The organism is Arthrobacter parietis (assembly GCF_039530425.1).
In the GTDB taxonomy this organism is placed as follows: Bacteria; Actinomycetota; Actinomycetes; order Actinomycetales; family Micrococcaceae; genus Arthrobacter_D; species Arthrobacter_D parietis.
On the sequence record NZ_BAAAON010000001.1, the window covers coordinates 1,337,655 to 1,363,834 of the forward strand.

General features: G+C 63.9%; 27 protein-coding genes and 1 tRNA gene. 13 read left to right on the top strand and 15 right to left on the bottom strand.

Annotated features, from left to right (window positions below):
• Positions 1 to 116: 116 nt before the first annotated feature.
• From radA to ABFX19_RS06345, 3 genes are read right to left on the bottom strand one after another with little or no spacing between them, the layout of a single operon-like run.
• Complete coding sequence (gene radA, locus ABFX19_RS06335; RefSeq protein ID WP_277358798.1) at positions 117 to 1,493, bottom strand: DNA repair protein RadA; 1,377 nt, start codon at positions 1,491 to 1,493, stop codon at positions 117 to 119.
• A gap of 55 nt (positions 1,494 to 1,548) precedes the next feature.
• On the bottom strand, positions 1,549 to 2,676 hold the full coding sequence (locus ABFX19_RS06340; RefSeq protein ID WP_277358797.1) for an FUSC family protein: 1,128 nt from the start codon (positions 2,674 to 2,676) through the stop codon (positions 1,549 to 1,551).
• A 10-nt stretch (positions 2,677 to 2,686) separates the two neighbouring features.
• The gene (locus ABFX19_RS06345) at positions 2,687 to 3,448 is read right to left on the bottom strand and encodes a hypothetical protein (protein ID WP_346027829.1); all 762 of its coding nucleotides are present in this window, start codon (positions 3,446 to 3,448) and stop codon (positions 2,687 to 2,689) included.
• A gap of 246 nt (positions 3,449 to 3,694) precedes the next feature.
• On the opposite strand from ABFX19_RS06345, the gene pstS reads away from it, so the two are divergent.
• From pstS to pstB, 4 genes are all read left to right on the top strand, one after another.
• Positions 3,695 to 4,810, top strand: a complete 1,116-nt coding sequence (gene pstS, locus ABFX19_RS06350) for a phosphate ABC transporter substrate-binding protein PstS (RefSeq protein ID WP_277358795.1) — start codon at positions 3,695 to 3,697, stop codon at positions 4,808 to 4,810.
• Positions 4,811 to 4,959: 149 nt separating this feature from the next.
• Positions 4,960 to 5,892 (top strand): phosphate ABC transporter permease subunit PstC, encoded by a 933-nt coding sequence (gene pstC, locus ABFX19_RS06355; RefSeq protein WP_277358794.1) that lies wholly within the window; start codon positions 4,960 to 4,962, stop codon positions 5,890 to 5,892.
• Entirely contained in the window at positions 5,892 to 6,995 is a 1,104-nt protein-coding gene (gene pstA / locus ABFX19_RS06360; protein WP_277358793.1) for a phosphate ABC transporter permease PstA, read from the top strand. Before pstC ends, pstA begins: the two co-directional genes overlap by 1 nt.
• Before the next feature lie 29 nt (positions 6,996 to 7,024).
• Positions 7,025 to 7,804 carry a phosphate ABC transporter ATP-binding protein PstB gene (gene pstB, locus ABFX19_RS06365; RefSeq protein ID WP_056545807.1) on the top strand — a complete coding sequence of 260 codons (780 nt, stop codon included), beginning with the start codon at positions 7,025 to 7,027 and terminating at the stop codon, positions 7,802 to 7,804.
• A gap of 21 nt (positions 7,805 to 7,825) precedes the next feature.
• Here pstB and ABFX19_RS06370 read toward each other — a convergent pair whose 3' ends face one another.
• The 4 genes from ABFX19_RS06370 to ABFX19_RS06385 all read right to left on the bottom strand — a co-directional run bounded on the left by ABFX19_RS06370 (position 7,826) and on the right by ABFX19_RS06385 (position 10,861).
• Positions 7,826 to 8,836 (bottom strand): inorganic phosphate transporter, encoded by a 1,011-nt coding sequence (locus ABFX19_RS06370; protein WP_277358792.1) that lies wholly within the window; start codon positions 8,834 to 8,836, stop codon positions 7,826 to 7,828.
• Positions 8,837 to 9,454: a DUF47 domain-containing protein gene (locus ABFX19_RS06375; RefSeq protein ID WP_204533535.1), complete on the bottom strand. Its 618-nt coding sequence runs from the start codon at positions 9,452 to 9,454 to the stop codon at positions 8,837 to 8,839.
• Positions 9,455 to 9,684: 230 nt separating this feature from the next.
• On the bottom strand, positions 9,685 to 10,149 hold the full coding sequence (locus tag ABFX19_RS06380) for a pyridoxamine 5'-phosphate oxidase family protein (RefSeq protein ID WP_277358791.1): 465 nt from the start codon (positions 10,147 to 10,149) through the stop codon (positions 9,685 to 9,687).
• A 64-nt stretch (positions 10,150 to 10,213) separates the two neighbouring features.
• On the bottom strand, positions 10,214 to 10,861 hold the full coding sequence (locus ABFX19_RS06385) for a hypothetical protein (protein WP_277358790.1): 648 nt from the start codon (positions 10,859 to 10,861) through the stop codon (positions 10,214 to 10,216).
• A 154-nt stretch (positions 10,862 to 11,015) separates the two neighbouring features.
• Here ABFX19_RS06385 and ABFX19_RS06390 point away from each other — a divergent pair.
• From ABFX19_RS06390 to ABFX19_RS06400, 3 genes are all read left to right on the top strand, one after another.
• Positions 11,016 to 11,088: transfer RNA gene (locus tag ABFX19_RS06390), tRNA-Lys, on the top strand.
• Positions 11,089 to 11,274: 186 nt separating this feature from the next.
• Entirely contained in the window at positions 11,275 to 11,880 is a 606-nt protein-coding gene (locus ABFX19_RS06395; RefSeq protein ID WP_346027830.1) for a hypothetical protein, read from the top strand.
• Between the two features lie 36 nt (positions 11,881 to 11,916).
• Positions 11,917 to 13,185 (top strand): endonuclease/exonuclease/phosphatase family protein, encoded by a 1,269-nt coding sequence (locus ABFX19_RS06400; protein WP_277358788.1) that lies wholly within the window; start codon positions 11,917 to 11,919, stop codon positions 13,183 to 13,185.
• A 45-nt stretch (positions 13,186 to 13,230) separates the two neighbouring features.
• Here the strand turns inward: ABFX19_RS06400 and ABFX19_RS06405 are convergent, their stop codons facing one another.
• Positions 13,231 to 13,713 (bottom strand): tetraspanin family protein, encoded by a 483-nt coding sequence (locus ABFX19_RS06405; RefSeq protein WP_277358787.1) that lies wholly within the window; start codon positions 13,711 to 13,713, stop codon positions 13,231 to 13,233.
• A 410-nt stretch (positions 13,714 to 14,123) separates the two neighbouring features.
• Between ABFX19_RS06405 and ABFX19_RS06410 the strand changes: the two genes are divergently transcribed.
• The 3 genes from ABFX19_RS06410 to ABFX19_RS06420 all read left to right on the top strand — a co-directional run bounded on the left by ABFX19_RS06410 (position 14,124) and on the right by ABFX19_RS06420 (position 15,963).
• On the top strand, positions 14,124 to 14,336 hold the full coding sequence (locus tag ABFX19_RS06410; RefSeq protein ID WP_056545819.1) for a hypothetical protein: 213 nt from the start codon (positions 14,124 to 14,126) through the stop codon (positions 14,334 to 14,336).
• Between the two features lie 155 nt (positions 14,337 to 14,491).
• Entirely contained in the window at positions 14,492 to 15,226 is a 735-nt protein-coding gene (locus ABFX19_RS06415) for a hypothetical protein (RefSeq protein ID WP_346027831.1), read from the top strand.
• Positions 15,223 to 15,963 carry a hypothetical protein gene (locus ABFX19_RS06420; RefSeq protein ID WP_346027832.1) on the top strand — a complete coding sequence of 247 codons (741 nt, stop codon included), beginning with the start codon at positions 15,223 to 15,225 and terminating at the stop codon, positions 15,961 to 15,963. The genes ABFX19_RS06415 and ABFX19_RS06420 overlap by 4 nt, the downstream gene beginning before the upstream one ends.
• 209 nt (positions 15,964 to 16,172) lie before the next feature.
• Here ABFX19_RS06420 and ABFX19_RS06425 read toward each other — a convergent pair whose 3' ends face one another.
• The 6 genes from ABFX19_RS06425 to ABFX19_RS06450 form a co-directional block, all read right to left on the bottom strand.
• Positions 16,173 to 16,448 carry an HPr family phosphocarrier protein gene (locus ABFX19_RS06425; RefSeq protein WP_056545823.1) on the bottom strand — a complete coding sequence of 92 codons (276 nt, stop codon included), beginning with the start codon at positions 16,446 to 16,448 and terminating at the stop codon, positions 16,173 to 16,175.
• 30 nt (positions 16,449 to 16,478) lie between these two features.
• A complete protein-coding gene (ptsP, locus tag ABFX19_RS06430) occupies positions 16,479 to 18,197 on the bottom strand; it encodes a phosphoenolpyruvate--protein phosphotransferase (RefSeq protein ID WP_346027833.1) in 1,719 nt (572 codons plus the stop codon).
• A gap of 23 nt (positions 18,198 to 18,220) precedes the next feature.
• Entirely contained in the window at positions 18,221 to 20,263 is a 2,043-nt protein-coding gene (locus ABFX19_RS06435; RefSeq protein ID WP_277358783.1) for a PTS fructose transporter subunit IIABC, read from the bottom strand.
• 17 nt (positions 20,264 to 20,280) lie between these two features.
• Entirely contained in the window at positions 20,281 to 21,261 is a 981-nt protein-coding gene (locus tag ABFX19_RS06440) for a 1-phosphofructokinase family hexose kinase (protein WP_277358782.1), read from the bottom strand.
• On the bottom strand, positions 21,258 to 22,025 hold the full coding sequence (locus ABFX19_RS06445; protein WP_277358802.1) for a DeoR/GlpR family DNA-binding transcription regulator: 768 nt from the start codon (positions 22,023 to 22,025) through the stop codon (positions 21,258 to 21,260). Before ABFX19_RS06445 ends, ABFX19_RS06440 begins: the two co-directional genes overlap by 4 nt.
• Positions 22,026 to 22,240: 215 nt before the next feature.
• Entirely contained in the window at positions 22,241 to 22,498 is a 258-nt protein-coding gene (locus ABFX19_RS06450; RefSeq protein ID WP_056545827.1) for a DUF6458 family protein, read from the bottom strand.
• A 297-nt stretch (positions 22,499 to 22,795) separates the two neighbouring features.
• Here ABFX19_RS06450 and ABFX19_RS06455 point away from each other — a divergent pair, with 297 nt between their 5' ends.
• Both ABFX19_RS06455 and ABFX19_RS06460 read left to right on the top strand, forming a co-directional pair.
• Positions 22,796 to 23,062 (top strand): GlsB/YeaQ/YmgE family stress response membrane protein, encoded by a 267-nt coding sequence (locus tag ABFX19_RS06455; protein WP_277358781.1) that lies wholly within the window; start codon positions 22,796 to 22,798, stop codon positions 23,060 to 23,062.
• Positions 23,063 to 23,166: 104 nt separating this feature from the next.
• Entirely contained in the window at positions 23,167 to 23,940 is a 774-nt protein-coding gene (locus tag ABFX19_RS06460; RefSeq protein WP_277358780.1) for a hypothetical protein, read from the top strand.
• A 2-nt stretch (positions 23,941 to 23,942) separates the two neighbouring features.
• Here ABFX19_RS06460 and ABFX19_RS06465 read toward each other — a convergent pair whose 3' ends face one another.
• On the bottom strand, positions 23,943 to 25,148 hold the full coding sequence (locus ABFX19_RS06465) for a DUF445 domain-containing protein (protein ID WP_346028047.1): 1,206 nt from the start codon (positions 25,146 to 25,148) through the stop codon (positions 23,943 to 23,945).
• Positions 25,149 to 25,280: 132 nt separating this feature from the next.
• Here ABFX19_RS06465 and ABFX19_RS06470 point away from each other — a divergent pair, with 132 nt between their 5' ends.
• Positions 25,281 to 26,171 (top strand): glycerophosphodiester phosphodiesterase family protein, encoded by an 891-nt coding sequence (locus ABFX19_RS06470; RefSeq protein ID WP_346027834.1) that lies wholly within the window; start codon positions 25,281 to 25,283, stop codon positions 26,169 to 26,171.
• The last annotated feature ends 9 nt before the right edge of the window (positions 26,172 to 26,180 follow it).

The following is a 26,180-nucleotide window of genomic DNA, read 5'->3' on the forward strand; positions in this document are numbered from 1 at the left end:
GCACGGACCGACAGTTCCTAATCCTATGGGAGCACGGCATCGGCTGACGGCCCAGTTTCCACTCAAATGCGTAACGTTCCAGCGTTCAGCGGGCACTGGGACCGCATCGGGAAGCCTTAGAAGAGCAATTCGAGGGCTTCCGTGAGCGTGCTGACCTGCTTGACGGTGAAGCCGGCTGGGATGCGCCCGGGGCCGTTGGGCGATTCCGGTACGACGGCGTGGGTGAACCCGAGGCGCTCGGCCTCCTGGATGCGACGCGAAATTCCCGGCACCGGACGCACCTCGCCGGCTAACCCCACCTCTCCGAAGGCGATCATGCGGGAGGGAAGCGCCTGGTTGGTCTTGGCGGAAGCAATGGCAAGGGCAACCGAGAGGTCCGTTGCCGGTTCGCTCAGCTTTACGCCGCCGACTGTGGCCACATAGCTGTCATCCTTGTGCAGCTGCAGCGAAGCCCGGCGCTGCAGGACGGCAAGGAGCATGGAGACCCGGGAGCCGTCGAGACCGCTCGTGGCGCGCCGCGGCTGCGAAGTTGCCGATTCGGCGAGCAGCGCCTGAACCTCGGCCAGCAGTGGACGCCGGCCCTCGAGCGTGACGGTGATGCAGGTTCCCGCCACCGGCTCCTTGGTACGGGAGACAAACAGCCCGCTTGGATCCGCGAGTCCCACGATCCCGGTATCCGTCAGGTCGAAGCAACCCACCTCATCGGTGGGGCCATAACGGTTTTTGACCGCGCGCATCAGGCGGAGGCGTGAGTGCCGTTCACCCTCAAATTGGCACACCACATCCACAAGGTGCTCAAGCAGCCGCGGGCCTGCGATAGAGCCGTCCTTGGTGACGTGGCCGACCAGCAACGTGGTCATACCGCGGGTCTTGGCAGCGTTGATGAGCGACGCCGCCACCTCCCGCACCTGGGTGACACCTCCCGCACTGCCGTCCACGTCCGGACTGCTGAGCGTCTGTACCGAATCCACGATGAGCAAAGCGGGATCCACCTTCTCAACCTGGCCCAATGCCTGACTGAGGTCTGATTCCGCCGTGAGGTACAGCGTGTCCGCCAACGCGCCGATCCGTTCTGCCCGCAGTTTCACCTGTGCGGTTGATTCCTCACCGGTGACGTAGAGAACCGTGCGTCCCAACCGGGCGACCCTCGCCGCGACGTCCAGCAGGAGCGTGGACTTGCCGACCCCGGGCTCACCGGCGACGAGGATGACCGCACCCGGAACCAATCCCCCGCCGAGCACCCTGTCGAGTTCGCCGATCTCGGTTGGGTGGTAGGACGCCGTGGTGGAATCCACCTCAGCGATCCGGAGGGCGGGGCGCGCAACGGTAGTGGCCGCCGTAGTACGCGCTACGCCTGCCGCGGCTGCCTCCTCGACCGTGCCCCACGCCTGGCACTCGCCGCACCGGCCCACCCACTTGGCGGTGGTCCAGCCGCACTCACCGCAGCGGTAGGCGGGGGATTGCGTGCGCGATCGCGCGGTCTTTGTAGCCATGGTTCAAACGTACCGGGTGCAACTGACAGTCCTGTCGAGGCTCAGCTGTTGCTACTCACAGTTTGGGCAGGTACCCGGCGGCGTCCTCATGGGAGAGGCCGGTGGCTTCGAGGAGGTCGACGATGAGCGGCCGGTACAGAACCACCAGCCCCTCACCCTCGAGCCGCTTCACATTGAGGCGGGCGGGGTGCAGGACGGTGGCCACCGCGGCAAGATCCTCCCGCGCCCTGCGTAGGTGTTGATCGCGCTCCGCTGTGGAGGAGGAGTGCAGGGCAAGCGCGAGGACATCCACGGCATCGGCAGTTTCCTCGATCACCTGCGCCAGCGACTGCACGGCTTCGTCCGAGAGCGCCGCGTGATTGATCACCGAGGTCAGCCGCCGGGAGAACACCCGGCTATTTCGGATCGCGAGATCGATATAGCTGATCGAGCCGTGCAGCTCGCCCAGCTCGCCCCGGTGCCGCCGGTACGCCGGTGAAAGGCGCGCAACCTCCGTCGCCGCGCGCATGGAAGTCGAGAGCCCGTCCATCAGCGGCTGGCAGTTCCGTGCCCGGATCAGCGCGTGCCACGCCTGCGTGGGATCGCTGGCGGACAGCGCACGGGCGTTCTCACGCAGCACCGCGGAGAGCTCCCCTAGCAGCTTGCGGACATCGCCTTTGGGCTCGCGGCGCGGATCACGCGGCATCGCCATGGTGATCAGCAGTGCGAAAGCACCGCCGACGACGGCGTCCACACTTCGCGTGAACGGTCCTCCTTCCGGGGCCGGCAGGAGCACAACCAGGAGGGACTGCAGTGCCAGTTGGGTGGTGAAAATGGTCCCGCTGTCCAGGAAACGCGCCAGCAGGACGGACACAAAAAGAACGACGGCGGCCTGCCAGAGTCCTGTGCCCAGCAACGCCAGGAGCACATCGCCCACAGCGATACCGAGTGTGCATCCGAAACCGACTTCCAGCACCCGACGCAGCCGCGGATCCCTCGAAAACCCTAGTGCGATGAGCGAAGAGGTGGCAGCAAAAAGGGGCCCATCGTGGCCGAGTACCTGCTCTGCAAACGCATACGCCCCAACAGCGCCGACGGTGATCTGGATGGCCGGAAGCAAGGATGAGCGGCTGCGGCGCAGGCCTACGCGGGATCGGTTGCGCAGAAAGGAACGTGCGCGGTCCAGTCGCGAGCGCCGGGTCATACGCCTGACCCTACCGCCGGGAGCGGTCCATCAGGGTAAAGGTGGTGGACCTGCCCATAGTCCGCGTCCGGACGGCCGCGAGCGGCGCTGCAAGCAAGAGCGCCCCCGCCACCAGTTCCAGGAATTCCTCGAGGTGGTAGACCACCGCCAGCACTGCGGTCGGAGCACCGAGGCGAATGACTTCCCCCGCCACTAACTCGAGCCCGACGGCTGCAAACAACAGGGTCACTATTCCCAGCACGATCAGCCGGGTTGATGCTTCCGGCAGGTGCCGGGCGCTGACGGTCGCCAGTACGAGCACGACAACGGCGATGGGTATGCCGAACACCAGCCAGACGAACGTGAAGTCCGCGACGTCCACAAACTGCCCGGCAAGGGTGTCGAGGCGTTCATGCAGCCAGGTTCCCTCGTCGAGGCACAGGAGGAACACCATGCCGGCCAGAATCCACCAGGCGGTGGCCCCCTTGATTCTCTGATGTCTGGCGAGGACGGCGGCGAACAGGAGGGTTGTTGTTGCTGCGGCCAGCTGCACCACGGACCACCAGGTAGGAAAGTTGCCCTCATAGTTGACGTCGAAGTACACGCTGAAGAGAGTTTCACCTCTTGCCTGACCTGTCAGCAGCGGAGAGATCAGGCTGAATCCGACAACCAGGGCGTGCACCAGGCCGAGCCCTATGAGCAGGCGGCGCCACCGCAACGGGTGACCCGGACGCACAGCCGTGGCATCCTCGTGCTTCGCGTATCCGCCGTCAACGCTGCTGTCCGTGGTCATACCTCTAACGCTAACGGCTGGGCACTAGGACGAAGGTGACAGCTCAATAACTCATTCCGTCCAAAGCACAAGGGTTTGCAACCGGATCACGGCTAATGTCCCACCGGCGTTCATCTTCCGTTCATTTTGACCCGTCAATCTCGTTACCTGCGGTGCCTAGCGTGTGGTGAGTACCGAATCTCGTACAGACAACGCGGGTGTCATCTGAGCACCGACTGTTCAAACCCTGGAAGGGGCAATATTCACGTGAAGGCTCTTCGCTTTGGCCGCGCAGCGGCAGTTATTTCTGTGGCCGCCCTGGCCCTCACGGCGTGCGGTTCCGACGCCGCCGTCAACCCCGGTACTGAGGGTGATGCAAGCGCGGCTCCCGAAAGCACGGTTTCCGGAACCCTGACCGGTGCGGGTGCATCCTCCCAGAACGCGGCGATGACCGCCTGGAAGACCGGCTTCGAGGAGCTGAACCCCGAAGCAACCATTCAGTACTCCCCGGACGGCTCCGGTGCAGGCCGCGAGGCATTCCTTGCCGAAGGCGTGCAGTTCGCCGGCTCGGATGCGTACCTGGATGACGAGGAATACGAGGCGTCCAAGGAAATCTGCGGCCCCGATGGCGCCATTAACATCCCCGCCTACGTCTCTCCCATCGCCGTGGCGTTCAATCTCCCCGGAATCCAGGAACTGAACCTTGACGCGAACACGATCGCGTCAATCTTCGCCGGTGAGATCACCAACTGGAATGACGAGGTGATCGCTTCACAGAACGAGGGCGTTGAACTGCCGGACCTGCCGATCACCGTTGTTCACCGCGCAGATGATTCAGGTACCACCGAGAACTTCGTCGAGTACCTGGCTGCCGCGGCACCGGACGTATGGACTTACGAGGTTTCCGGCGACTGGCCTGCCGAAATCGTCGCTGAGAACGCCCAGGGCACCAACGGTGTCGTCTCCACCACCTCCTCCACGGAAGGCGCCATCACCTACACCGATGCCTCCGCCGTCGGAGACCTGGGACAGGCCCTCGTCAAGGTTGGCGAGGAATACGTGCCGCTCAGCGCCGAAGCAGCCTCCCGCGCAGTGGAAGTTGCAGAACCGGTCGAAGGACGCAGCGAGGTTGACATGTCGCTGGAACTGAAGCGCGACACCACCGAGTCCGGTGCCTACCCGATCGTGCTTGTCTCGTACCACATCTACTGCAGCGCGTACCAGGATCAGGAGACGGTGGACCTGGTCAAGGCTTTCGCGAGCTACGCAGTGAGCGAAGAGGGCCAGGCCACAGCTGAATCCTCTGCGGGCAACGCGCCCATCTCCGAGGCCCTGCGCGAGCAGGCAATGGAAGCGATTGATTCCATTCAGGTTGCCTCCTAACAGGTCAATGACGCCCTGCCAGGCCCAGAAGGCCCTGGCGGGGCTGTTGGCTGTCTGCGTCCCGGCAGGGTTGCAGGTACCTTGTAAGAGCGGGACAGTTGCGTGAGCACTGTTCCAGACGTCCCCGCGCAGCGCCGAAAGGTCCCCCCGTGTCCACGAATGCACTGAAACGAGCAGGCGGTGCAGGTCAATCCGGAGACAAGATTTTCTCCGGCGCGAGCCTGGCCGCAGGCTGCCTGATCCTGGCAGCGCTCTTTAGCGTCGCAGTCTTCCTGATCATTGAGGCTCTGCCGGTTTTCGGCGCCGAGCCATCGGAAATTACCGGCGGGGACGGCTTTTTCACCTACATCTTCCCGATCGTCATCGGAACCGTGATTGCCGCGGCCATCGCGCTGCTGATTGCCACACCGCTCGGCATCGGCGTTGCGCTGTTCATCTCGCACTACGCGCCCCGCCGGTTCGCGCAGGGGCTCGGCTATGTGATCGACCTGCTCGCGGCCATACCTTCGGTGGTCTACGGCGCATGGGGATACGCCGTCCTCGCTCCGCAATTGGCCATCGCCTATGACTGGCTGGCGCGCAACCTCGGTTGGATTCCGATTTTCGAAGGCCCCGCCAGCCAGACGGGACGCACCATGCTGACCGCCGGTATTGTGCTCGCTGTCATGGTCCTTCCGATCATCACCTCGCTCAGCCGGGAAATCTTCCTCCAGACGCCGAAGCTTCACGAGGAAGCGGCGCTCGCCATGGGAGCCACCCGCTGGGAGATGATCACCATGGCGGTCCTGCCCTTTGCCCGCCCGGGCATCATCAGCGCGGCGATGCTCGGCCTCGGCCGCGCGTTGGGTGAGACCATGGCCGTGGCGCTGGTGCTCTCCGGCGGTGCCCTGACAGCCAGCCTCATTCAGTCCGGCAACCAGACCATCGCGGCCGAGATCGCACTGAACTTCCCCGAAGCCTACGGGCTCCGGTTGGCCGAACTCATCGCCGCCGGCCTGGTCCTCTTCGTCATTACGCTTGCCGTCAACATCGTGGCGCGGTGGATCATCAGCCGTCACAAAGAATTTTCAGGGGCTAACTAATGGCCAACGCCACCTTGACTCCGCGCCGCTCCCAGCTGACCAAGGGCAGGATGCCCTCCTACACGCTATGGGTGGTCCTGGCAGCGTCGATCGTCGTTGGCGCAGCACTGGCCGCGCTGGTCGGTTTCAGCCTGGTTCCCTTCGCCCTCTTCAGTGCGCTCATCTTCATCGGTGCGGGGACAGCTGTCACGGGCGTCGTCGAAGGCTCACGCAAGGCCCGCAACCGGTTCGCCATGTTCCTGATCTACGGGTCATTCCTCGTCGCACTCCTTCCGCTGCTCTCGGTTATCTGGACCGTTCTGGAGCGCGGCCTCCCGGGGCTGACCTACAACTTCCTGTTCACGTCCATGAACGGCGTCACCGGAGCCATTGACAACCAGGTTGTCGCAGAGGGAACACCGGTACTGGGAGGTGCGTACCACGCCATTGTCGGCACCCTGCAGATCACCCTGTGGGCAACGCTCATCTCCGTGCCGATCGGGCTCCTCTCCGCCGTCTACCTCGTGGAATACTCCACGGGCGGAAAGCTTGCCCGAGCCATCACGTTCTTCGTTGACGTAATGACGGGTATCCCGTCCATCGTGGCCGGTCTCTTCGCCGCTGCACTGTTCGGCCAGCTATTCGGGCCGGGCACGCGCACCGGCTTTGTTGCCGCCGTCGCGCTGTCTGTGCTGATGATCCCGGTTGTTGTGCGCTCCACGGAGGAAATGCTCAAAATTGTCCCGAATGAACTCCGTGAAGCGGCCTACGCGCTGGGCGTTCGCAAGTGGCGCACCATCACGCGTGTGGTTATTCCGACGGCGATCTCAGGTATCGCCTCCGGTGTCACCCTGGCCATCGCCCGGGTGATTGGCGAAACCGCTCCGATTCTGGTCACGGCAGGCTTTGCCAGCTCCATCAACTGGAACGTCTTCGGTGACTGGATGAGCACCCTGCCCACTTTTATCTACTACCAGATCCTCACGCCCACCTCACCGACGGCCACAGACCCCAGCACGCAGCGTGCCTGGGCGGCCGCGCTGGTGCTGATCATCATGGTCATGCTCCTGAACCTCGCGGCGCGCCTCATCGCCCGCCTCTTCGCTCCCAAGACCAGCCGCTGACCCGCCGGCACAACCCAGAAGGATCTCCATTGTCCAAGCGAATCGACGTCAAGGACCTCAACGTCTACTACAGCAAGTTCCTCGCTGTGGAAGACGTGAACATCAGCATCGACGCACGTTCCGTCACGGCCTTCATCGGCCCGTCGGGCTGCGGGAAGTCCACCTTCCTGCGCACCCTGAACCGCATGCACGAGGTCATTCCCGGTGCGCGGGTTGAGGGGGAAGTGCTGCTGGACGGTGACAACCTGTATGACTCCGCGGTGGACCCCGTGACGGTCCGCAGCCAGATCGGAATGGTCTTCCAGCGGCCCAACCCGTTCCCCACGATGTCCATCCGCGACAACGTGCTGGCCGGCGTCAAGCTGAACAACAAGCGGATCTCGAAGTCAGACGCGGACGCACTGGTGGAGAAGTCGCTGCGCGGCGCCAACCTCTGGAACGAGGTGAAGGACCGCCTCGGCCGTCCCGGATCCGGCCTGTCCGGCGGCCAGCAGCAGCGCCTGTGCATTGCGCGGGCCATCGCGGTTTCTCCCGAGGTCATCCTCATGGACGAGCCCTGCTCGGCGCTGGACCCCATCTCAACCCTCGCTATCGAGGACCTTATCAACGAGCTCAAGAGCGAGTACACCGTGGTCATCGTTACCCACAACATGCAGCAGGCAGCCCGCGTTTCGGACAAAACGGCGTTCTTCAACATCGCGGGCACCGGCAAGCCGGGAAAGCTGATCGAATACGGCGAGACCACCAACATCTTCAACATGCCCTCGGAGAAGGCAACCGAGGACTACGTCTCCGGCCGCTTCGGATAAGGACCTGCCTCAGCCTGCAATCTAGAGCAGCGGGCTCATCGCCAGGAAAAGGATGGCGGCGAGCAGCGCGGTGGCGGGCGCCGTCGTAATCCAGACCAGCAATACCGAGCGCACCACGCGTCCCCGAACCGTGGCGTAGCGCTGGTTGGCGCCGGCGCCCACAATTGCCGAGGTCATGGTATGCGTGCTGGAGAGCGGCATGTTCAGCGACAGTGCGCCGACAAAAAGCATGACGGCGCTGACCCCCTGGGCCGCCATCCCGCGGAGCGGGTCAATGCGTACCAGCCGGTTGGAAAGGGTGTGTGTAATGCGCCAGCCTCCAAGCAGTGATCCGCCCGCCAGCAGCACGGCGGCAAAGACTTGGACCCAGAGCGGAATATCGCTCCCGGAGTAGAGGCCGGCTCCCACCAGCGCCAGGACGATCACGGCCATGGTGCGCTGACCGTCCTGCAGCCCGTGGCCCAAGGCGAATGCGGCGGTCAGGACGGCCTGGGCCATCCGGTTCCCGTTGTTGACCTTGCGCGGGGAATTGTGACGCAGCAGCCACGTGGCAGGGAAGACAACCACGTAGGCGAGCAGGTAGGCAATCAGCGGCGACAGCAGCAGCGGCAGTCCGATCTCCAGGAGGAATACGCGGCCGGACGCGGCAATGGACTCCCCGCCGAGCACTGCCGCCGCCCCGCCGGCCCCTATCAGTCCGCCGATCAATGCATGCGTGGACGACGACGGCTTGCCTCGGTACCAGGTGAAGATACCCCAGGCGCACGCTGCCAGCAGGGCGGCGAGCAAAATGCCCAGACCGCTCTGCCCGGTGGGGAGGCTGATGCTGTTCCCGGTGAAGAGAGTCGCCACGCTGGCGCTCATGAGGGCACCGACGAGGTTGAACAGCGCAGCGAGCAGGACTGCCACAGTTGGAGTCAGTGCGCGGGTACGGACCGACGTGGCAATGGAGTTGGAGACGTCGTGGAACCCGTTGATGAAGGCGAATCCGCCAGCGAGGAGCACTACGGTGCCGAGGAGGAAGACCTCCACCTACGATTCCTTGACGAGGATCGCTCCGACGTGGGTTGCCACCTTGCGGATGTCCTTTGTGACGTCGACGAGCTGGTTGGCGACGTCACGGTGCCGCGCGTAGACCAGCGGCTTGTGGTCAGCGAGCAGCTCCGAGCACCAGATCCGGTGCGTGCGTTCGGCACGCTTGGCCAGTCGCAGGATCTCGATCCAGTAGTCCTCGAGGTCATCGAGGGAATTGAGCTGCCGCATCGCCTCGGCGGTCAGTTCCGCCTGCCGGGTGATCACCTCGAGCTGCTCGGTTGCGCGGCGGCTGAGTTTGGTCAGCTTGTAGAGGGCGATGAGCTCCGCAGCGCCGTCGAGCTTCTCCATGGCTTCGCTCAACAGACGCGACATGGAGTAGAGGTCTTCACGGGGGAGCGGGTTGATGAAGCTCGTGCGCATCGAGGTCAGCAGGGCAAAGTGCAGGTCCGTCGAGGTGCCTTCATACTGGTGCAGCTCTTCGGCCAGCTGATCATAGTCCTGGGGTGCGGCACCAAGGATGCCGGACATGCTGCGGACTCCGAGGACCAGTTGCTGGGCCATGCTGGAGAGCAGTTCAAGTCCTGCGTTTTCCTGGGGAAAGAGGCGGAGCTTCACAAGGATCACCTACGGTCGCACGGACGGTTGCCACCTAAGACTACCTGCGCCTCACTCAGGTGGCCGGCACTGTGCGGCCGGCCCCCTGAGGGCACAAAAGTGGCGCCGAACCGGGAGCGCCTCTCGGCGGAAGGCCGCTCGAAGCGGCTAAATGTTGAAGCCCGGGGGTTCCACGGTCCGACACCAGTTTCAGTCTGCTACTGACCCGCGTGCATGTCAACGAGCACTGTCTACTCCGGCGCCGAATGGGTTGCGCTGGACTCCGGAGTCCACCAGGTCTTCGGCTCAACTACGGGGAATCGCCGTCCTGAAACTGTCTCCGGAATGATCCGGACAAACTGGTCTTTCCTGCCTCCCTGCCACGGAAAGAGGGGAAGCGAGAATGTCTCAAGGACGTCGTCGGGGAGTTTCACCAGTTCCGCCCCACCCCGGATGACGACGCTCCAGGCGACACCCGCTTCGGAGTCCACCCCGTCCGCTTCCAGCGCAACGCGGGCATCAGCCTGCACCGCTGCAAGCTTGGTTCCGGTTCCTGTCCGGAATACGAGCGTTCCGTGATCGGTGGTGTAGTTGACCGGAAAAATGTCAGGGCCGTCTTCGAGAGCGACGGCGAGCCGCCCCACTGAAACTGCCCTCAGGCAGTTCCAGCATTCACTGTCGGTCAAAACTTCGACTCCCGCAGCATTCGCTTCCATACGGCGATCCTAGACCGGGTTCGCGCGCCAGGACAGGGCCAGTGGCCGGCAGTGCACGGTGCTGCTAGTCCAGCTCGCCGCGGCGCCAGGAAGCGGCAGCGTGCTCCAGGTCCTCCGCAGTCTTGACCAGCTGGTGTGAACTGCGCGTGAGTTTGGTGGCGTGGGCGCCGTTGGAGGTATCGACGTCGTCCGCGTGGTTGGTTTGGCCGAGCGCCACTACCCGGCAGAAAGCGGCAAAGCGCTCAAGCGCTACGTCGAATTCGCCGTCGAACGCGCCGGAAAGAATGGTGTCCGCCATGTGCTGGACCTCGTCCGCGCCGGGGGGCTCGGCGACTCCCGCGACAACCTTCGAAACCTGGGCCACCTCCTTGCCGGCTTTGAAGAAGGCGGCGATTTTTTCCGGGTTCTGCTGGGTAGCGGCACGGAGCGCGTAGAGGCGCCAGAGTGCGCCGGGCAGGGAACGAGCAGGACTTTCCGCCCACAACTCGGCAATGGCTTCCAGCCCCTGCTGGTCAGCCAGTTGCACCAGGCGTTGCGTCACCACGGGGTCATCGGTCTCGCGGCCGTGGTGAACCAGTGCGTGCGCGGCAAGGTGGGCGGCTTCGGAAACCCGCGAGGGGTCTGCACCGCCGGCGAAAACCTCAAAATCTGCGGGCGCAAACGGCTTGGGTTTGTGGTGCCGAGGGCTGTTGTCTACATATTCGCCGTCCATGGGTCGAGAATACTCCTGCGCCTAATGGGGGGCTAGGCGCCAACCAAACCCGCGGGTTCGCTCCCACGGCACAGGGCGTATCGGCCCAGGTTGCCTTATCGCCCGATCGGGTGCGATAAAGTAGACACGTTGTTCGGGCGTGCCCGGGTGACGTGGGCCTTTAGCTCAGTTGGTAGAGCATCGGACTTTTAATCCGTGGGTCGTGGGTTCGAGTCCCACAGGGCCCACCCGCGAGTACGAGGAGCGCGCCCCCGCCGAGGTATCGGTGAGGGCGCGCTTTTTCGTGGAAGGCCGATCCGCTTTCCAAGGTTGCTTTCAGGCAACAAGCATTGACTCCCGGGCACAGGAAGCCTGTACTGGAAGTGCAGATCCTTTCCATCGAGCGGCACGGGAAAGTGCCGGGAGGAACTCCGATGCCCGGCCTATTGGCGTTACCCGTTCAGACGGCGCTAGCCGTCGCCGTCATCGGAGCGCTCATTGCGCTGACCGCTTTCGCCGTCTCGCGCGGGCTGCTGACGGACAAGGACCGCGATGGCGTCTTCTGGTACGGCTTCACCGGCGGGTTCGCGTGCCTCAGCGCCATGCTGGGAGCCATGGTGCTCATCCCCGAGACAGCTGCGGTGACCGGGCTGGCAGGCATGCTCGGGATGGGGTTGGCGGGCGGCTGGGTCTGGCGCGGGGAGCAGGAGCGGGCTGTGCGCCGTCGTCGTCAATCCGTGGAAGAGGCGCGGTCAGCGTTGCGGGCGCGCCATGAATCCGTGTTGCAGCGGTGGGTGAGCTATGAACTGGATCCCGCCGTCGCCATCGACTATCCGGACATGACGGACGTCAAGCGTCCCGAGACTGCCGGGTTGGTCCGCGCGATGCGGACCGCGGCGGTGCTGCGCGAGCAGGAAGATACTGACGACGACGGAGCTGCACCTGCTTATGAATCCGCGGTCAGCGAGCTGGAGACTGCCTTCGAGAAGGCCGAGCGTGCCGCAGGAGCCCGTTCGACCCCTCCCAGCCGGGACAGTTAGGCTGGACCGGTCACTGGGGGACCGGAGGGGAAGTCCATGGATTCAGCACGAGCACCGCGCCGCAGAACGGCCGCTATTCTCGTCGCGCTCGCGGTCGCCGCTGCCGGCTTGGCGGTGCCGTCAACGGCAACAGCTGCTCACGAACCGAACGGTGCTGCGCAGGGCCAGGGCAAGCAGGAAGTGCGCTTCGCCACCTACAACGCAAGCCTGAACCGGTCCGCCGAGGGTGAGCTCGTCGAGGACCTGTCGACCGGCCATGATGAGCAGGCGCGGCGCATCGCCGAAGTGATTCAGATCAACAACCCTGATGTGGTGCTGCTCAACGAATTCGATTACGACGCAGACCACGCGGCGGCCGAACTCTTCAGGACCAACTACCTCGAGGTGAGCCAGAACGGTGAACCCCCCGTCAGCTACCCCTACGTCTACACCGCCACATCCAACACCGGTGTTCCCAGCGGGATGGACCTGAACAATGACGGGACCGTGGGCGGCCCGGACGATGCGTTCGGGTTCGGCCAGTTCGAGGGCCAGTACGGAATGGTTCTCTACTCCAGGTACCCCATCGACACCAGGAATGTCCGCACCTTCCAGAATTTCCTCTGGGCGGACATGCCGGGTGCGCTCCTGCCCGATGACCCGGCTACCGCCGGCGCGGCGGACTGGTTCACCGAGGAGGAACTGGCGGCTCTCCGCCTGTCCAGCAAATCGCACTGGGACGTTCCGGTGACCATCGGTGATTCGACAGTCCATGTTCTCGCCAGTCACCCCACGCCCCCGGTCTTCGACTCTGAGGAAGACCGCAACGGCAGACGGAACAGCGACGAGATCCGCTTTTGGGTGGACTATATCCGCGGCGGCGGCAACGCGCGCTACATCTACGACGACGACGGCGAACGCGGCGGACTGGACCGACGTGACGACTTCGTTGTGCTGGGAGACCTCAACAGCGACCCGGCTGATGGCGATTCCCGCCCTGGCTCGATCAGTTCGTTGCTCGAGCTGAAGGAACTCCAGGATCCGGAGCCCGCAGCGGAAGGCGCGGCCGAAGCGTCAGTCCTGCAGGGGCGGGTGAATACCGGGCATCGCGGTAATCCGGCTTTGGACACGGCGGACTTCGAGGACGCTGAGGCGGGAAACCTCCGGGTGGATTATGTGCTGCCGTCCAAGACTCTCAAGGTGCGCGGCTCCGGCATCTTCTGGCCGCGCGCAGGGGCTCCCGGCGCGGAGCTCACGGGGGTTTTCCCTTTCCCCACGAGCGACCACCGGTTGGTGTACGTCGATGTTGACGTCAAGAAGCGCTGACCAGACCGACTCAACAGGAACCGCCGCGAACCGCGGTCAGGCCGGTCACCCCTGTTGATTGGAGGTGAGGCGGCGCCGCCGGTCCCAGAAGACCGCGCTGAGTGCCCCTGCCGCCGTGAGCAGAATGCTGGCGCTGACAATGATGCCGCCCGCCGACTGGCTGATGATGAAGATCCATTGCGGGAACGGGCCGCTGACTGCGGTCTGATCAACCTGTAGAGGTGCAAACACCGCCCACAAGCCCAGGGCAAGCATGGCCGCCCCGAGCAGCCAGAGCACCAAAACAAACGGATTGAACCGCGGGTGCGCCGGTCCGGGGTCCGGCAAGACCGCTCCTGCCGGCATCACTTCAACAACGTTGGCGGGCTGCTCGGGTGAGGTTGCGGTGTGCGCCTCGGATACTGCCCGGCGCTGCTGCGGTGGTTCCTTCGGTGCGGGCCAGCGATCACCCTGGGTGGTCGATGATCCGCCGCCCCGCTGGTAGATGGAACTGTACCGATTGTCGATGTTCGGCGTATTTTCGCCCATTGTTCCTCCCTGACCCTTTGTTGGAAATCTACTCGTTCTGCTCCGTCGGGGTAAGTAGCCGCTGTCTGCGCGCCAAAATCCGGGACACCTCTGGCCAAGGCTCCGGGGGCTCGTGTAGGTTGAAGTGCATGGGAACAATAATTTTCGAGTAATTGTGCCGGTCGCGTGCCTGGCGCACTCGTCCAAATATCAACGAAACCATTCGAAAAGACCGTGTTGAGGCCTTCGTCTCCATGTTTGTTTCCACTCCTCCCGTGCATGAGTCCGGATCAGGGTCGCCCTGAACCGGCCAATCAGCGCAACAGGACCCCTACGGAACCGGCGGAGCGCCGGCGGACAGCAAGAGCCGCCGTCGTCGTCATTGCCGGTAGGTGAGTGGCCCAGCCGGTCAGAGCCACTGAAGGAGAGCCATGACCCAGCAAGACAATCAACAGCCGCTCAACGTCCATCTGACCGAAGATGCTGCAAAGAAACTGGTGGATGATCCGCGCGCGCGGGAAGCGTTGGCCCGGAAGAACCCCGCCTTCGGGGACCTGGACAGCGCGCACAGCACTGGGCGCAGGAACAAGTCAGTACACGCCAGTAACCGTCAGGGAAAGCGGGAGAAGAAGGTGCGCTGGTAGGGCGACAGCCCGCCTCGAGGCGCCACTGGAGAGATTAAAGTGAAACTGGCTCCGCGTTCTGCGTATGGGGGAATCGCAGAATGGGGAGCCAGCTCTCCAACTATACTTCACAGTAGGGGTCAGAAGTCCAGTCGAAATGTTCCTGAAGGGTGATGATGGCAGTCACAGCCAAAGCTTTCCAGCTGTGGCGTACCCAGATAGCACCTGAGGCAACGGTTTCCGACCTCTGCCGGAAGGCGGACATCAAGCGGTCCACACTGGCGCAGCAGCTGGTCCGTGGAAAAGTCTCCATAGAAACCGTCATCAACATCGCCCGCGCCTACGGGATTCCGCCGGTTCAGGCGCTGAGTGTGTTTGACGGCTACCTGGACCTCGCGGAGGGAATCCTGCCGCCCACCGGCGAGGAATATCTCAGCCAGGTTTCCCCGATGGATCTGCTGCGGCTGATCCTTGGCCGCAGTGAGGAAACAGACTGGGTGGGCAGTCCGCTGAGTTTCCGGCTTGCACCACTGCCCCATCGCTACTCAGTGCGCTCGTGGTTCGATGCGGTCGACGGCGGTGAACTCCGCCAGGCGCTGACCACGCGCACCGGCATTGCTCCGCAAAACCTCTCGGCGCAACTCAGCGCCGGCCGGCTGAGTACCCAGTTGTGCGTTGAGGTGGCCAGGGTTTCCGGGGTTTCGCTCGCAAACGGCCTGGTTGTCACCGGGCTGCTCACACCGCAGGAAGGCAGCTGGGCAGATGACGGCCGTGAGCAGGTGCTGAGTTCCCTGCCTGATTCGAAACTCATCCTGATAGCGCGGGACCGGCTTGACGGATTGGGTAAGCGGCTCCGTAAACAGGAGCAGGACAACACTCGTGACCAGACCTTATGGGAGAACCTCGGATGAGCGCAGGATCATTTATCCAGTGGCTTGCGCTCGCGTTGTGCGTCATTTTCGCGGCTACACGCCTCCCGGATGCCCTGCGGGGTAAAGGCCGGAGCATCTTCGCTGTGCTGGTTCTGCTGTGTGTGGCGGTGGGCCTCAGCCTGGCGCCGATTTATCTTTTTGTTGACGGCTTGCTCGGCGGGGCCAATATTGCGAACCTGCTCATCCGGTTCAGCCTGTATGCCATCATGCTGCTCCTGGGGCTTCGAGGCGCGGCAGCGTTCAGCTCCGAGAGCGCGTTAAGGCTGATCAGTGGACCATTAGGTGCTGCTGTACTGGGACTCACGGTTTTGGCCACGGTGATTCTGTTCGGACTCAGTGACCTTCCGGAGTCCTCGACGGGGCTGCGGGAATACGCAGACCAACCAACCGTGCACTGGTACTCCCACCTGGGCCGAATCTACCCGGCGTATGTCGGCGCATGCCTGCTGGGCCCGGCGATCGCAAGTGCGCGGGACACCTCCGCGCGGGGCCTTCACCGAGTCGCTGCGGCCTTCATGGCGGGCGGATTCGCTATGGTGCTTGCCCACACTGCACTCAAGTTCACCGGAGTCAGGACCGGGGCGGCGGACCTCATTCTGCCGTTCGGCGCGATTGTCCTCGTCACCAGCGGCCTCACCATGATCTGGCTGTCCCGCCGGCGTTCGGTACGCAACCGCTCCGCCAATTTCCTGGCCAATGAACACCGGCGCGACTGATCCACGGTTAGTCTTTTCGCCGGATTATTTCGACCAATATCGCGAACTCTGTTCACGTTTTCATCCTGGTGTGTCAAAATTATGATTATGTAACTCCCGGTGTCCGTGGGGGGTCAACGGGTTACACAGCAATAGGTGCGTCCATTAGAACGGGTGGACGCACCTATTTCGTTTCCAGGCCGGGCTGCCGCCGCCGGAAAAGCCTGCTGTCAGGCGTCGTGATCGGTTTCGAGGATACGGACCAGCGAGTCCAGGGCGTCCCCGGCGCCGTCGTCCTCGGAGCGGAGCACAACAACGTCACCGTGCTCGGCGCCCAGGCTCATCAGCGACAGGATGCTTGATGCGTCCATGGCCTCGTCAGCCGGGCTTCCCTCCAGGGCGATAGTGATGTCAGCCGATTGTTCCCCCGCCGCTTCGGCGAAGATGGCGGCAGGACGGGCGTGGAGCCCAACCCGGCTGGCTACGGTTGCTTTGCGTTCGATCATGATCTTCCTTCCGTTTGCTGTTGTGCGAGCCTACAGGCCCAGGGTTGTGAGGATCGGCAAACCGGCACGTACCGCTGTGCGTGCCTCGATCGCAGTGGGTGCAGCCAGGGCCTGTTGTGCCAGTCCCTGTGCGTCGGTGAGGGACACTGAACCAATCACGGCAGCCACGGCGGCAAGTGCGCGCGAACTCATGGACAGCGACGTGACGCCCAGACCCACCAGCACGACGGCGAGGGCCGGATCTGCGGCCGCCTCACCGCACACTCCGACCGACTTCCCGTTGTCACCGTTGGGTTCCCCGCTGGAACGTTTACCGCCACGCGCCGTCTCGGCACCGGCCACCGTCTGCCGGATCAGCTGGAGGACAGCCGGCTGCCAGGGGTCGTTCAGGGCGGCCAGCGGCCCGAGTTGGCGGTCCGCTGCCATGACGTACTGCGTCAGGTCATTGGTTCCGATCGACGCGAAGTTCACGCGCTGCAGGATTGCTCCTGCGGTCAGCGCTGCAGACGGAACCTCAACCATGACGCCGGGCACCTTCAATCCCGCTGCCGCACAGGATTCAGCGAAGTGCTGGGCCTCCTCCGCTGTGGAAATCATGGGTGCCATGACCCAGACGTCCGTTGTTGCGCCGTCGGCTGCTTCGCTGATTGCCTTCAGCTGGCGGTCCAGCACACCGGGCGTCGAAAGCTCGGTGCGGTAGCCGCGAACACCGAGCGCGGGGTTGGGTTCGGAGGCATCGGTAAGGAAGGGCAGGGGCTTGTCTGCGCCGGCATCAAGAGTGCGGATCACTACCTTGCAGGCAGGGAACGCGTCGAACACCTCACGGTATGCCGCGGATTGCTCCTCGACCGTCGGCTCGGTATCGCGGTTGAGGAAGCAGAACTCGGTGCGCAGTAGTCCTACGCCTTCAGCTCCAGCATCGGCCGCCTTGCGGGCGTCAGCACCCGATCCCACATTGGCGAGCAGCGGGATCCGGTGCCCGTCCTTCGTCGTGCAGGTTCCGCTGTAGCTACCGAGCGAACGTGCCTGCTCCGCCCAGATGGCCGCTGCCGTCCGTTCTGCATCGCCCGGGCCGGCGAGCACGGTTCCGGCGGCGCCGTCGACAAACACCTCAGTGCCGTCGTCGATAGTCTCAACGCCGCGGGCGGCGACGACGGCGGGCAGCCCCAGCGCGCGGGCCAGGATGGCCGTGTGTGACTGCGGACCCCCGGAGCTGGTGATCAGGGCGATCACAAGCTCCGGGTTGAGCGTGGCGGTATCCGCAGGGGCGAGGTCCTCCGCCGCAAGGACGAACGGATGGTCGGCTGTCGGGATACCGGGCGCCTGCAGCCCGCGCAACTCGGCGACAATCCGGGAGCGGACGTCCAGGACGTCCTGGGTGCGCTCGGCCATATAACCGCCGAGGCCCCTCAGCATGTCCGCCACCTGGGAGCCGGCTTCCCACACCGAGCGCTCGGCAGAGGTTCCGGCAACAATGAGGGCGTTCGCGGACTTCAGAAGCATGGGGTCCGCGGCCATCATGGCAGTTGCCTCAAGGACCGCCCTCGAGTCACCGGTTGCGGCGTCGGCGCGTTGCTGAAGTTCGGCCTGCACGTTTTTCGCGGCAGCCTTCAGCCTGGCCGTTTCCTCATCAACCGTGGTGTTGGACCATTTCTCCCGGGCGGACGGTTCAGCTACCGGGCGCGGCATCTGCCGCACCGGTCCAACGATCCTGCCGGGGCTTACCCCTACGCCGGTGAAGGTGCTCAATGGTCCAACTCCTCAGTCAGGGACTATGCGGCAACCGACTCGGAGGCGGCGGCCGGGGCCGGCTTGCGCACGGCGAACCGCTTCAGGGCCACCACGGCAAGGGCCGAGATGACCATGCCCACGAGAATCGATAGAACAAACATAACGACATTACCGATTGCGAAGAATACAAAGATTCCGCCGTGCGGTGCCTGGGAGGTGACTCCGGTACCCATGATCATCGCGCCGGTGACCGCGGCTCCCAGCATTCCGGCGGGAATGACGCGCAGCGGATCAGCGGCAGCGAACGGAATGGCGCCTTCCGAGATGAACGCGGAGCCGAGGAGCCATGCAGCCTTTCCGTTCTCGCGCTCTGCGAGGGAGAAGCGGCGGCGGTCGATCACGGTGGCCAAGGCCATTGCCAGCGGCGGGACCATACCGGCGGCCATGACGGCCGCCATGATCTGCCACGGAGCCTGGTTGTCGATGGCTCCAGCGCCGAGGCCGGCGACTGCGAAGGCGTAGGCAACCTTGTTGATGGGACCGCCGAGGTCAATTGCCATCATGAGCCCGAGGATGATGCCAAGCAGAACCGCACCGGTGCCGGTCAAACCCGACAACCAATCGTTGAGCGCAACGGTCAGGGCGGCAATCGGACCACCCAGGATAAGGATCATGAGGCCGGAGGCCACAATCGACGCCACCAGCGGGATGATCACTACCGGCATCAGGCCGCGCAGCCAGCGGGGAACTGCCAGCTTACCGATCTTCATGGCGACGTAGCCGGCCAGGAGACCGCCGACAATCGCACCCAGGAAACCCGCGCCCATGAAGCCGGCAACAGCACCGGCAACGAAGCCCGGGGCAATGCCGGGACGGTCAGCGAGTGCGTAGGCAATGTAGCCCGCCAGGGCTGGGACCAGGAAGCCCATCGACAGGGAACCGATCTTGAAGAACACCGCCCCGAGGTATGCGCCGAGAGCGCCCTGGGCTGTCTCGGGGAACTCGGAAGGGAGGTTCCAGAGGCTGTTGTTGACCACCATGTCATCAGCGAATCCGGTGATGTCATACCCGCCGAGGAGGAAGCCCAGGGCAATGAGGAGCCCGCCGCCTGCAACGAACGGGATCATGTAGCTGACGCCCGTAAGAAGCGCGCGCTTCAACTGGCCGCCGACACCTTCACGAGGGCCGTCGTCGTCGGACCCAGGCATGGAGGAATCGGCAACTCGGCGGGCATTGGGGTTATCTGCCGCGGCGATGGCTTCCTCGACCATGACTCCCGGCTCGTCGATGCCGCGCTTGACCGGCGCATTGATGACCGGCTTGCCGGCGAACCGGTGCTTGTCCCGGACGTCGACATCGACGGCGAAAATTACTGCATCCGCTGCAGCGATCACTGACGGGTCGAGGGGAGTGGATGCTGAGGAGCCCTGCGTCTCGACCTGCAGGTCAATGCCACGCTCCTTGGCCGCGGCGACGAGTGAGTCGGCTGCCATGTAGGTGTGGGCAATACCTGTGGGGCATGCGGTCACGGCGACCAGTCGCTTGGTCCGGGCTGCGTCCGGCGGCGTTGTGGTTCCCGGGTCCGCGGACTCAGGCTTCACGGCAGTAGCGCCGCCTTCCTTCCTGGCAGGAGCGGCTTCGAGGGCTTCCTCCACCAGAGCCACGACCTCCTGCTCGGTGGATGCGGAGCGCAACGCGGCGGTGAAGTCCTTCTTGATCAGGGAGCGGGCGAGCTTCGACAGCAGCTTGAGGTGTTGCTGGTCGGCGCCTTCCGGAGCCGCTATGAAGAACACCAGGTCTGCCGGGCCGTCTTTGGCGCCGAAGTCCACCTTCGGCTCAAGGCGTGCCATCGCCAGGGTCGGTTCAAGAACGGCAGTGGACCGGCAGTGCGGAATGGCGATGCCGCCGGGGATGCCGGTGGCTGTCTTTTCCTCGCGGGCCAGAGCATCGGCGAAAAGCCCTTCCACCTGGTCGGCGCGGCCCTGCGCCACCACCAGTTCGGCGAGCCGGCGAATGACGCCGGCGCGGTCAGTGCCCAGCGACGTGTCGAGAACGACAAGTTCGGGCGTAATCATTGCGGACATGGGAGTTCCTTTGGAGGTTATGGGTGGTTGGGGGAAGCATGGGTTGAAGCGAGCACCCGGACCGTAACCGCGTCCGGTGTGGTTTGGTGCAGGGCCGGCACTGTTGAACCCGGTAGGGATGCAGCAGCCGAGCCGTGAGCCACCGCCTGGCGCAGGCAGTCGGGGGCACTGGCGCCGCGGGTTTGCGCCAGGAGGTAGCCGGCAAGCGCGGAGTCTCCGGCGCCGACGGTGGAGATTGCTGTGATGGGTGGATGCTGTGCGTGCCACGCGCCGTCGGCGGTAACCAAAAGAGCGCCCTTGGAACCGAGGGTTGCAAGGACCGAACGGACGCCGCGGGCGAGCAGCCGGGTAGCTGCTTCGACCGCGAGGTCCTGCTGGTCCTCGAGGCTGTCTCCAACTCCAAGGCCGGTGAGCTGGGAGAGTTCCTCGGCGTTCGGCTTGAGGAGGTCCGGAGCGGCGTTGTTCTCGATCGCCGCTATGAGCGCTGCTTCGGACGCATCCAGAGCGATCAGTGGAGCGCGGTCGCCGTGGCGGTTCCTTACCGCGCGAACGACTTCAGCGTAATAATCCGGGGCAAGGCCCGGCGGAAGGGACCCTGCAAGGACCAGCCAGCGGGCGTCGTCGGACAGTTCCACCACCAGGTCAATAAGGGCGTCAGCTTCCCGCTGGTTCAGTGCCGGACCGGGCTCGTTGATTTTGGTGGTGGTGCCATCCGGCTCCGTCAGCGTGACATTGCTGCGAAGTGCTGCCGCGATGGGCAGATTGCGGTAGGGGACACCGGCGGAGTGGAGACCGGTGAGTACCGGATCATCCTCGTGGCCGGGAAGGATTGCCAGCGCCTCGGCGCCGCCGGCGGACAGGGCCCGGCAGACGTTGACTCCCTTGCCGCCCGACTCCTGGCGGTTGGCCGTTGCACGCTGCACCGCACCGCGGGCCAGGGGGGCGGCGAGTTCAATAGTGCGGTCCAGGCTGGGATTGGCTGTGAGCGTGATGATCATGCGATGACCAGCTCGACGTCCGCCTCGGCGAGGGCGCGGGTGAAACCGGTGTCCGGCTGGGCGTCGGTGACCAGGGCGTCTATGTCGCCAAGTTCGGCGAAGCTGACGAGCGTCTCTGTGTTCAATTTCGACGCGTCCGCCAGTACGACGACGCGGCGAGCGGATCTAACGATTGCTGCCTTCACAGAGGCCTCCTCCGGGTCAGGAGTGCTGAGCCCGAATTCCGGGTGCACTCCGTTGGTTCCGATGAAAACGACGTCCGGGCGGAAGCCGCTGTAGCGCGCAACAGTGCCGCTGCCGACGCAGGCACTGGTCAGGCCGCGGACCCGGCCACCGATGAATTCCAGTTGGAGTGATGAGCCGATCAGGGTGGAGGCGACCGGTACGGAGTGGGTGATGACGAGGAGCTGGTTCCCAGCTTCCTGCGCAAGGAGTGCAGCGAGGCTGCTTGTGGTGGTTCCGCCGTCCAGCACAATCGAACCTTCGGTGGGAACCATTGTCAGCGCGGCTTTGGCGATGCGTGCTTTCTCTGCCTGGTTGCGGCCTTCACGGCTTGTGAGGCTGAGCTCAGTGGTGCTTGCGCTGGCGGCCGGAACGGCACCGCCGTGTACCCGACGCAGGAGCCCGTCCTTCTCCAGCAGTGCGAGATCGCGCCGGACAGTCTCCTTGGTGATGTTGAACCGCGATGCCAGCTGGGCCACAGTTACCCGGCCCTCGGACATAACCAGCGCTGCGATCCTGTTATAGCGTTCCTCGGCGAACACCGTTCCTCCTCGCTGCGTGACTGCCGTCACAACCATTTCCGTTTCAGTGACTCTATCTGTGTTTCTGTTTGGGTGTCAATGGAAAACGGAAGGAAAGGCAGATCTGCTTATGGCAGTTCCTCGGAGAGGGCGCGAAAAGGAAGAAGCCACCAGCGCCGACGGCGCTGATGGCTTCTCTTGTACGGACTGCTCGGCAGCCCCGCTGACAGGTTCGGTCAGATCCCGCCGTCGCGGGTCTCGTTTCGGGTGATCCGCTCGCCGGTGTTGGGGTCCTGGACGGTACGCGACTCGCTGACCCGCTTCTGGTTGCGGGGAGCATTCATAAGGAGCGAAATGATTAGCCCCAGAATGCCGACCCCCATCAGGATGTAACCCACCAGGGTGAGGTCGATGAAGTTCACCAGATTATCTGAGACTGCGAAGGCCAATATTGCACCAAGTGCAATGAGGACAATGGAGGAACCGATTCTCATGCCAACCACTCCTTGATTTGACCCGCTTCAGGAATTCTTCTGTTAGTCCCAGTAGCCACGGCGGGTTGCCGGAATATAAGCGCCACGTGATCAGCATACTGTCGATCCCGTTTCTGGTGAAGTTTCGATTACAAGGGGTTGCAAAGTCGCCGAGCAGGAGTTTAATAGTTCCACCGGTGAGGCGTATGCTATTACTAAGCTCACTTATCAAGTAAGGTAGTGTGCAGTTGCACTCCGGTGCATCGTCGAAATCGACATATATGTTGCGCAGTTAGAAGTTCGATAAAGGAGCACTTCATGAATTTCCTGGCATTTCTTCTTCTCGGCCTTATTGCGGGAGCCATCGCCAAGCTGATTCTGCCCGGCAAGCAGGCCGGCGGCTGGATCATGACCCTGATCCTGGGCGTGATTGGGGCCCTCCTCGGAGGCTTCCTGGGTAACCTCCTCTTCAATGTCGGCGTGAACGAGTTCTTCTCGATCTCCTCGTGGCTGCTGGCCATCGGCGGCGCGATCATCGTTCTCCTCGTTTACGGAGCGATCACCAAGAATCGCTCGCACGCATAAACCGGGTACATCGACCAAACGCCCCGCCGGCCCCCATCCGACGGGGCGTTTTGCGTTGAGCAAGCGCTCGCCCAAACTTGAACATCTCGACGGAAGGATCAGTTATGGCACGCTTCAACCCCGCGGGGAAATTTGCCAGCGGAGCGGTATTCGACCGCAACGGCCAACCAAAGCCGGGCATCCAGCGCGCGGTGGAACGGGCTATCGATATTCAACGACCGTTGGTTCTCGCCAACCTGCGGCGATTGCGCAGAAAAAACCCAACGGCCACCGGTGCCGAGTTGAACGCAAAACTGGAGCGCGACTATCTCGTTGCGATCACAACCGCAGGAGCAGCTGTCGGTGGCACCGCCGTCGTCCCGGCTATTGGAACAGTGGTTTCGCTGGGACTTTCCGCCGCCGCCACCGTCGGTTTTCTGGAGGCAACGGCGCTCTATGCACAATCAGTCGCGGAGCTGCACGGAATCTCCACAGAGGATCCGGAACGTGCCCGCACTCTCGTCATGGCCATCCTCATGGGTGAGGAAGGCTCGGCTCTCATCCAGGCGACCATCGGGTCATCAGCGGGCGGGGTCACGCGTCACTGGGGCAACGTGGTCGGGGGGTCGATGTCCTCCTCCGCAGTACGCGGCATCGGCGCCAGCATCCGCAAGCGTTTCCTCAAGCGCATGCTCGCGCGCCAGGGCGGCGCCCTGTTGGGCCGGGCGCTCCCGTTCGGGGTAGGCGCAGCTGTGGGCGGGGTGGCCAACCATAAGATGGGCCGTACGGTCATCGAGGCAACCCGGGAAGCCTTCGGTCCACCGCCCACCGTCATCCCCGGTGAGCTGCTCACGGAGCTCGAGAAGCTCCCGGAGACCGGTAACGGCCCGCAGCCCTGACGCTAGCCGAACAGCGCGTGCGCCAATGAGAAGATGCCCAGTCCGGCAAGAGCGCCGACCACGGTGCCGTTGATCCGGATGAACTGAAGATCCTTACCGACCTGGAGTTCGATCTTCCGTGAGGTTTCTTCGGCGTCCCAGCGCTCCACAGTTTCGGAGATGATGCCCGCGATGTCGCTTCGGTAGGTCCGCACGAGGTAACCGGCGCCGTCGGAAATCCACGTGTTGATCTTGCGCGCAAGATCCTCGTCCGTGGTGAGACGCCGCCCGAAGTCGCGGACCGCAGCCTTGAAGTTTCGGGTCAGTTCACTATCAGGGTCATTGACTGCTTCCAGGAGGGCTGTCTTGATGGTGGACCAGGCCCGTGCGGCAACATCATGCAGACGCGGGTCATCAAGGATGCCGGCCTTGATTTCCTCGGCCTTCGCAATAATGACCGGATCATGCTGCAGATCCTGGGCGAGGTCCTTGAGGTATTTGTCGATGGAGAGCCGGACATCGTGCTGGGGATCCGCCTGGACCGCCCGAACGAACTTGAGGAACTCCACATAAACCTTGTCGCCGACGAGCCCGTCCACGAAGTGCGGCACCCATGTGGGTGAGCGTTGGGACACAACGCTGGAAACGACGTCGTAATTGCCGTCCACCCACTCGGCTGCCCGGTCCACCAGCAGGTCAACGAGCCGGTGGTGGTGTCCCTCCTCGAAGACGCGCTCTGCCATGCGACCGACCGGCGGCCCCCACGGTGGGTCCACCACGTGCTTGCGCACCATTGATTCGATGACCTTCTGGACGGCGTCGTCATCCAGCACGGTGAAAGCACCGCGGATCAGGGCGGCACCTTCCACGGCTACGCGGTCTGCCCCCTCCGGCCGGGAGAGCCATGCGCCGGCGCGCTGGGCGAGGCCGAGTGAGGAAAGCTTCTGCTGCACCACGGACTCCGACAGGAAGTTCTCCTCCACAAACTGCCCCAGTGATGTGCCGATCTGGTCCTTCTTGCGCGGAATGATCGCCGTGTGGGGAATCTTGAGCCCCATCGGGTACTTGAACAGGGCCGTCACGGCGAACCAGTCGGCCAAGGCTCCCACCATGCCGCCCTCCGCAGCAGCGCGGACGTACTGCAACCACGGGTACTGCTCCTGAAAGGCGAAGGCGATCAGGAAAATCACCGCCATGATGGCGAGCAGGCCCGTCGCAACGGTCTTCATCCGCCTCAGACCCGCGGCGCGCTCCGTATCGGTCAACGCAATGCTCACTTAGTCCTCCGCATCGATGCTGAATTCCCATCTAACCAGCCGTCCGGAGGACAGTCACGCCGCCGATTCGCTAGCGTAAGGCCTGTGGCAGAACAACGAGCAGTGAAGCACCTGGTTTTCGCGCACCGCGGGGCGAGCGAACAGTACGCGGAACACACCCGCGCTGCGTTTCTGCACGCGCTCGCGGAAGGTGCTGACGGGGTGGAATGCGACGTCCACCTCACGGAGGACCTGGAACTTGTCTGTATCCACGACACCACGCTGGACCGCACCTCCAGCGGAACGGGCGACGTGGGAGATCATACGCTGCGGCAGTTGCGTGAACTGGACTTCGCGTCATGGAAGGGGGCGAATATCCCGCCAGGGTATGGCGGTGTGGCCGACCAGTTGCTCACGCTCGAAGACCTGCTGGATCTCCTGCGTACGGACGGACGTCAGCTCGAGCTGGCCATCGAGCTGAAGCACCCGAGCCCCTTTGGGCTCAAGCTGGAGGAACGGCTGATCGCCTTCCTGATGAGGGAGGGCTATGACCCGGAGACTTCCCGGCTCGCCAACCTGCACATCACTTTCATGAGCTTCAATCCCGACTCGGTCCGCCACCTGTTGGAGCGCGTGCCCGCCGACGTCGTCTGCCAGCTGGTGGCCGACGTGCAGCCTGATGACGTGCGCGAAACTTTGGGCCCGCTTACCGCTGCGGCCGTGATGAACCTCCTCCGGCGCGCGCTGCACGAGGGCGAGCGCATCATCGCGAGTGGAGCGGTGGGAATCGCCGGGCCAAGCATCGCGTACGTGCGTGCCCATCCGGACCGGGTTGCGCGGTGGCTCGAGTCCGGGCTTCGCCTGCGGGTGTGGACGGTTGACGCTGACGACGACATAGACCTCCTCCGCGACCTCGGCGCCCAGGAGATCACTACCAACCGTCCGGCGTATGTTCTTGGCAGGCTCAAAGGGGAGTCCTCGACCGGCCGGGTGTGATTGAGTTAT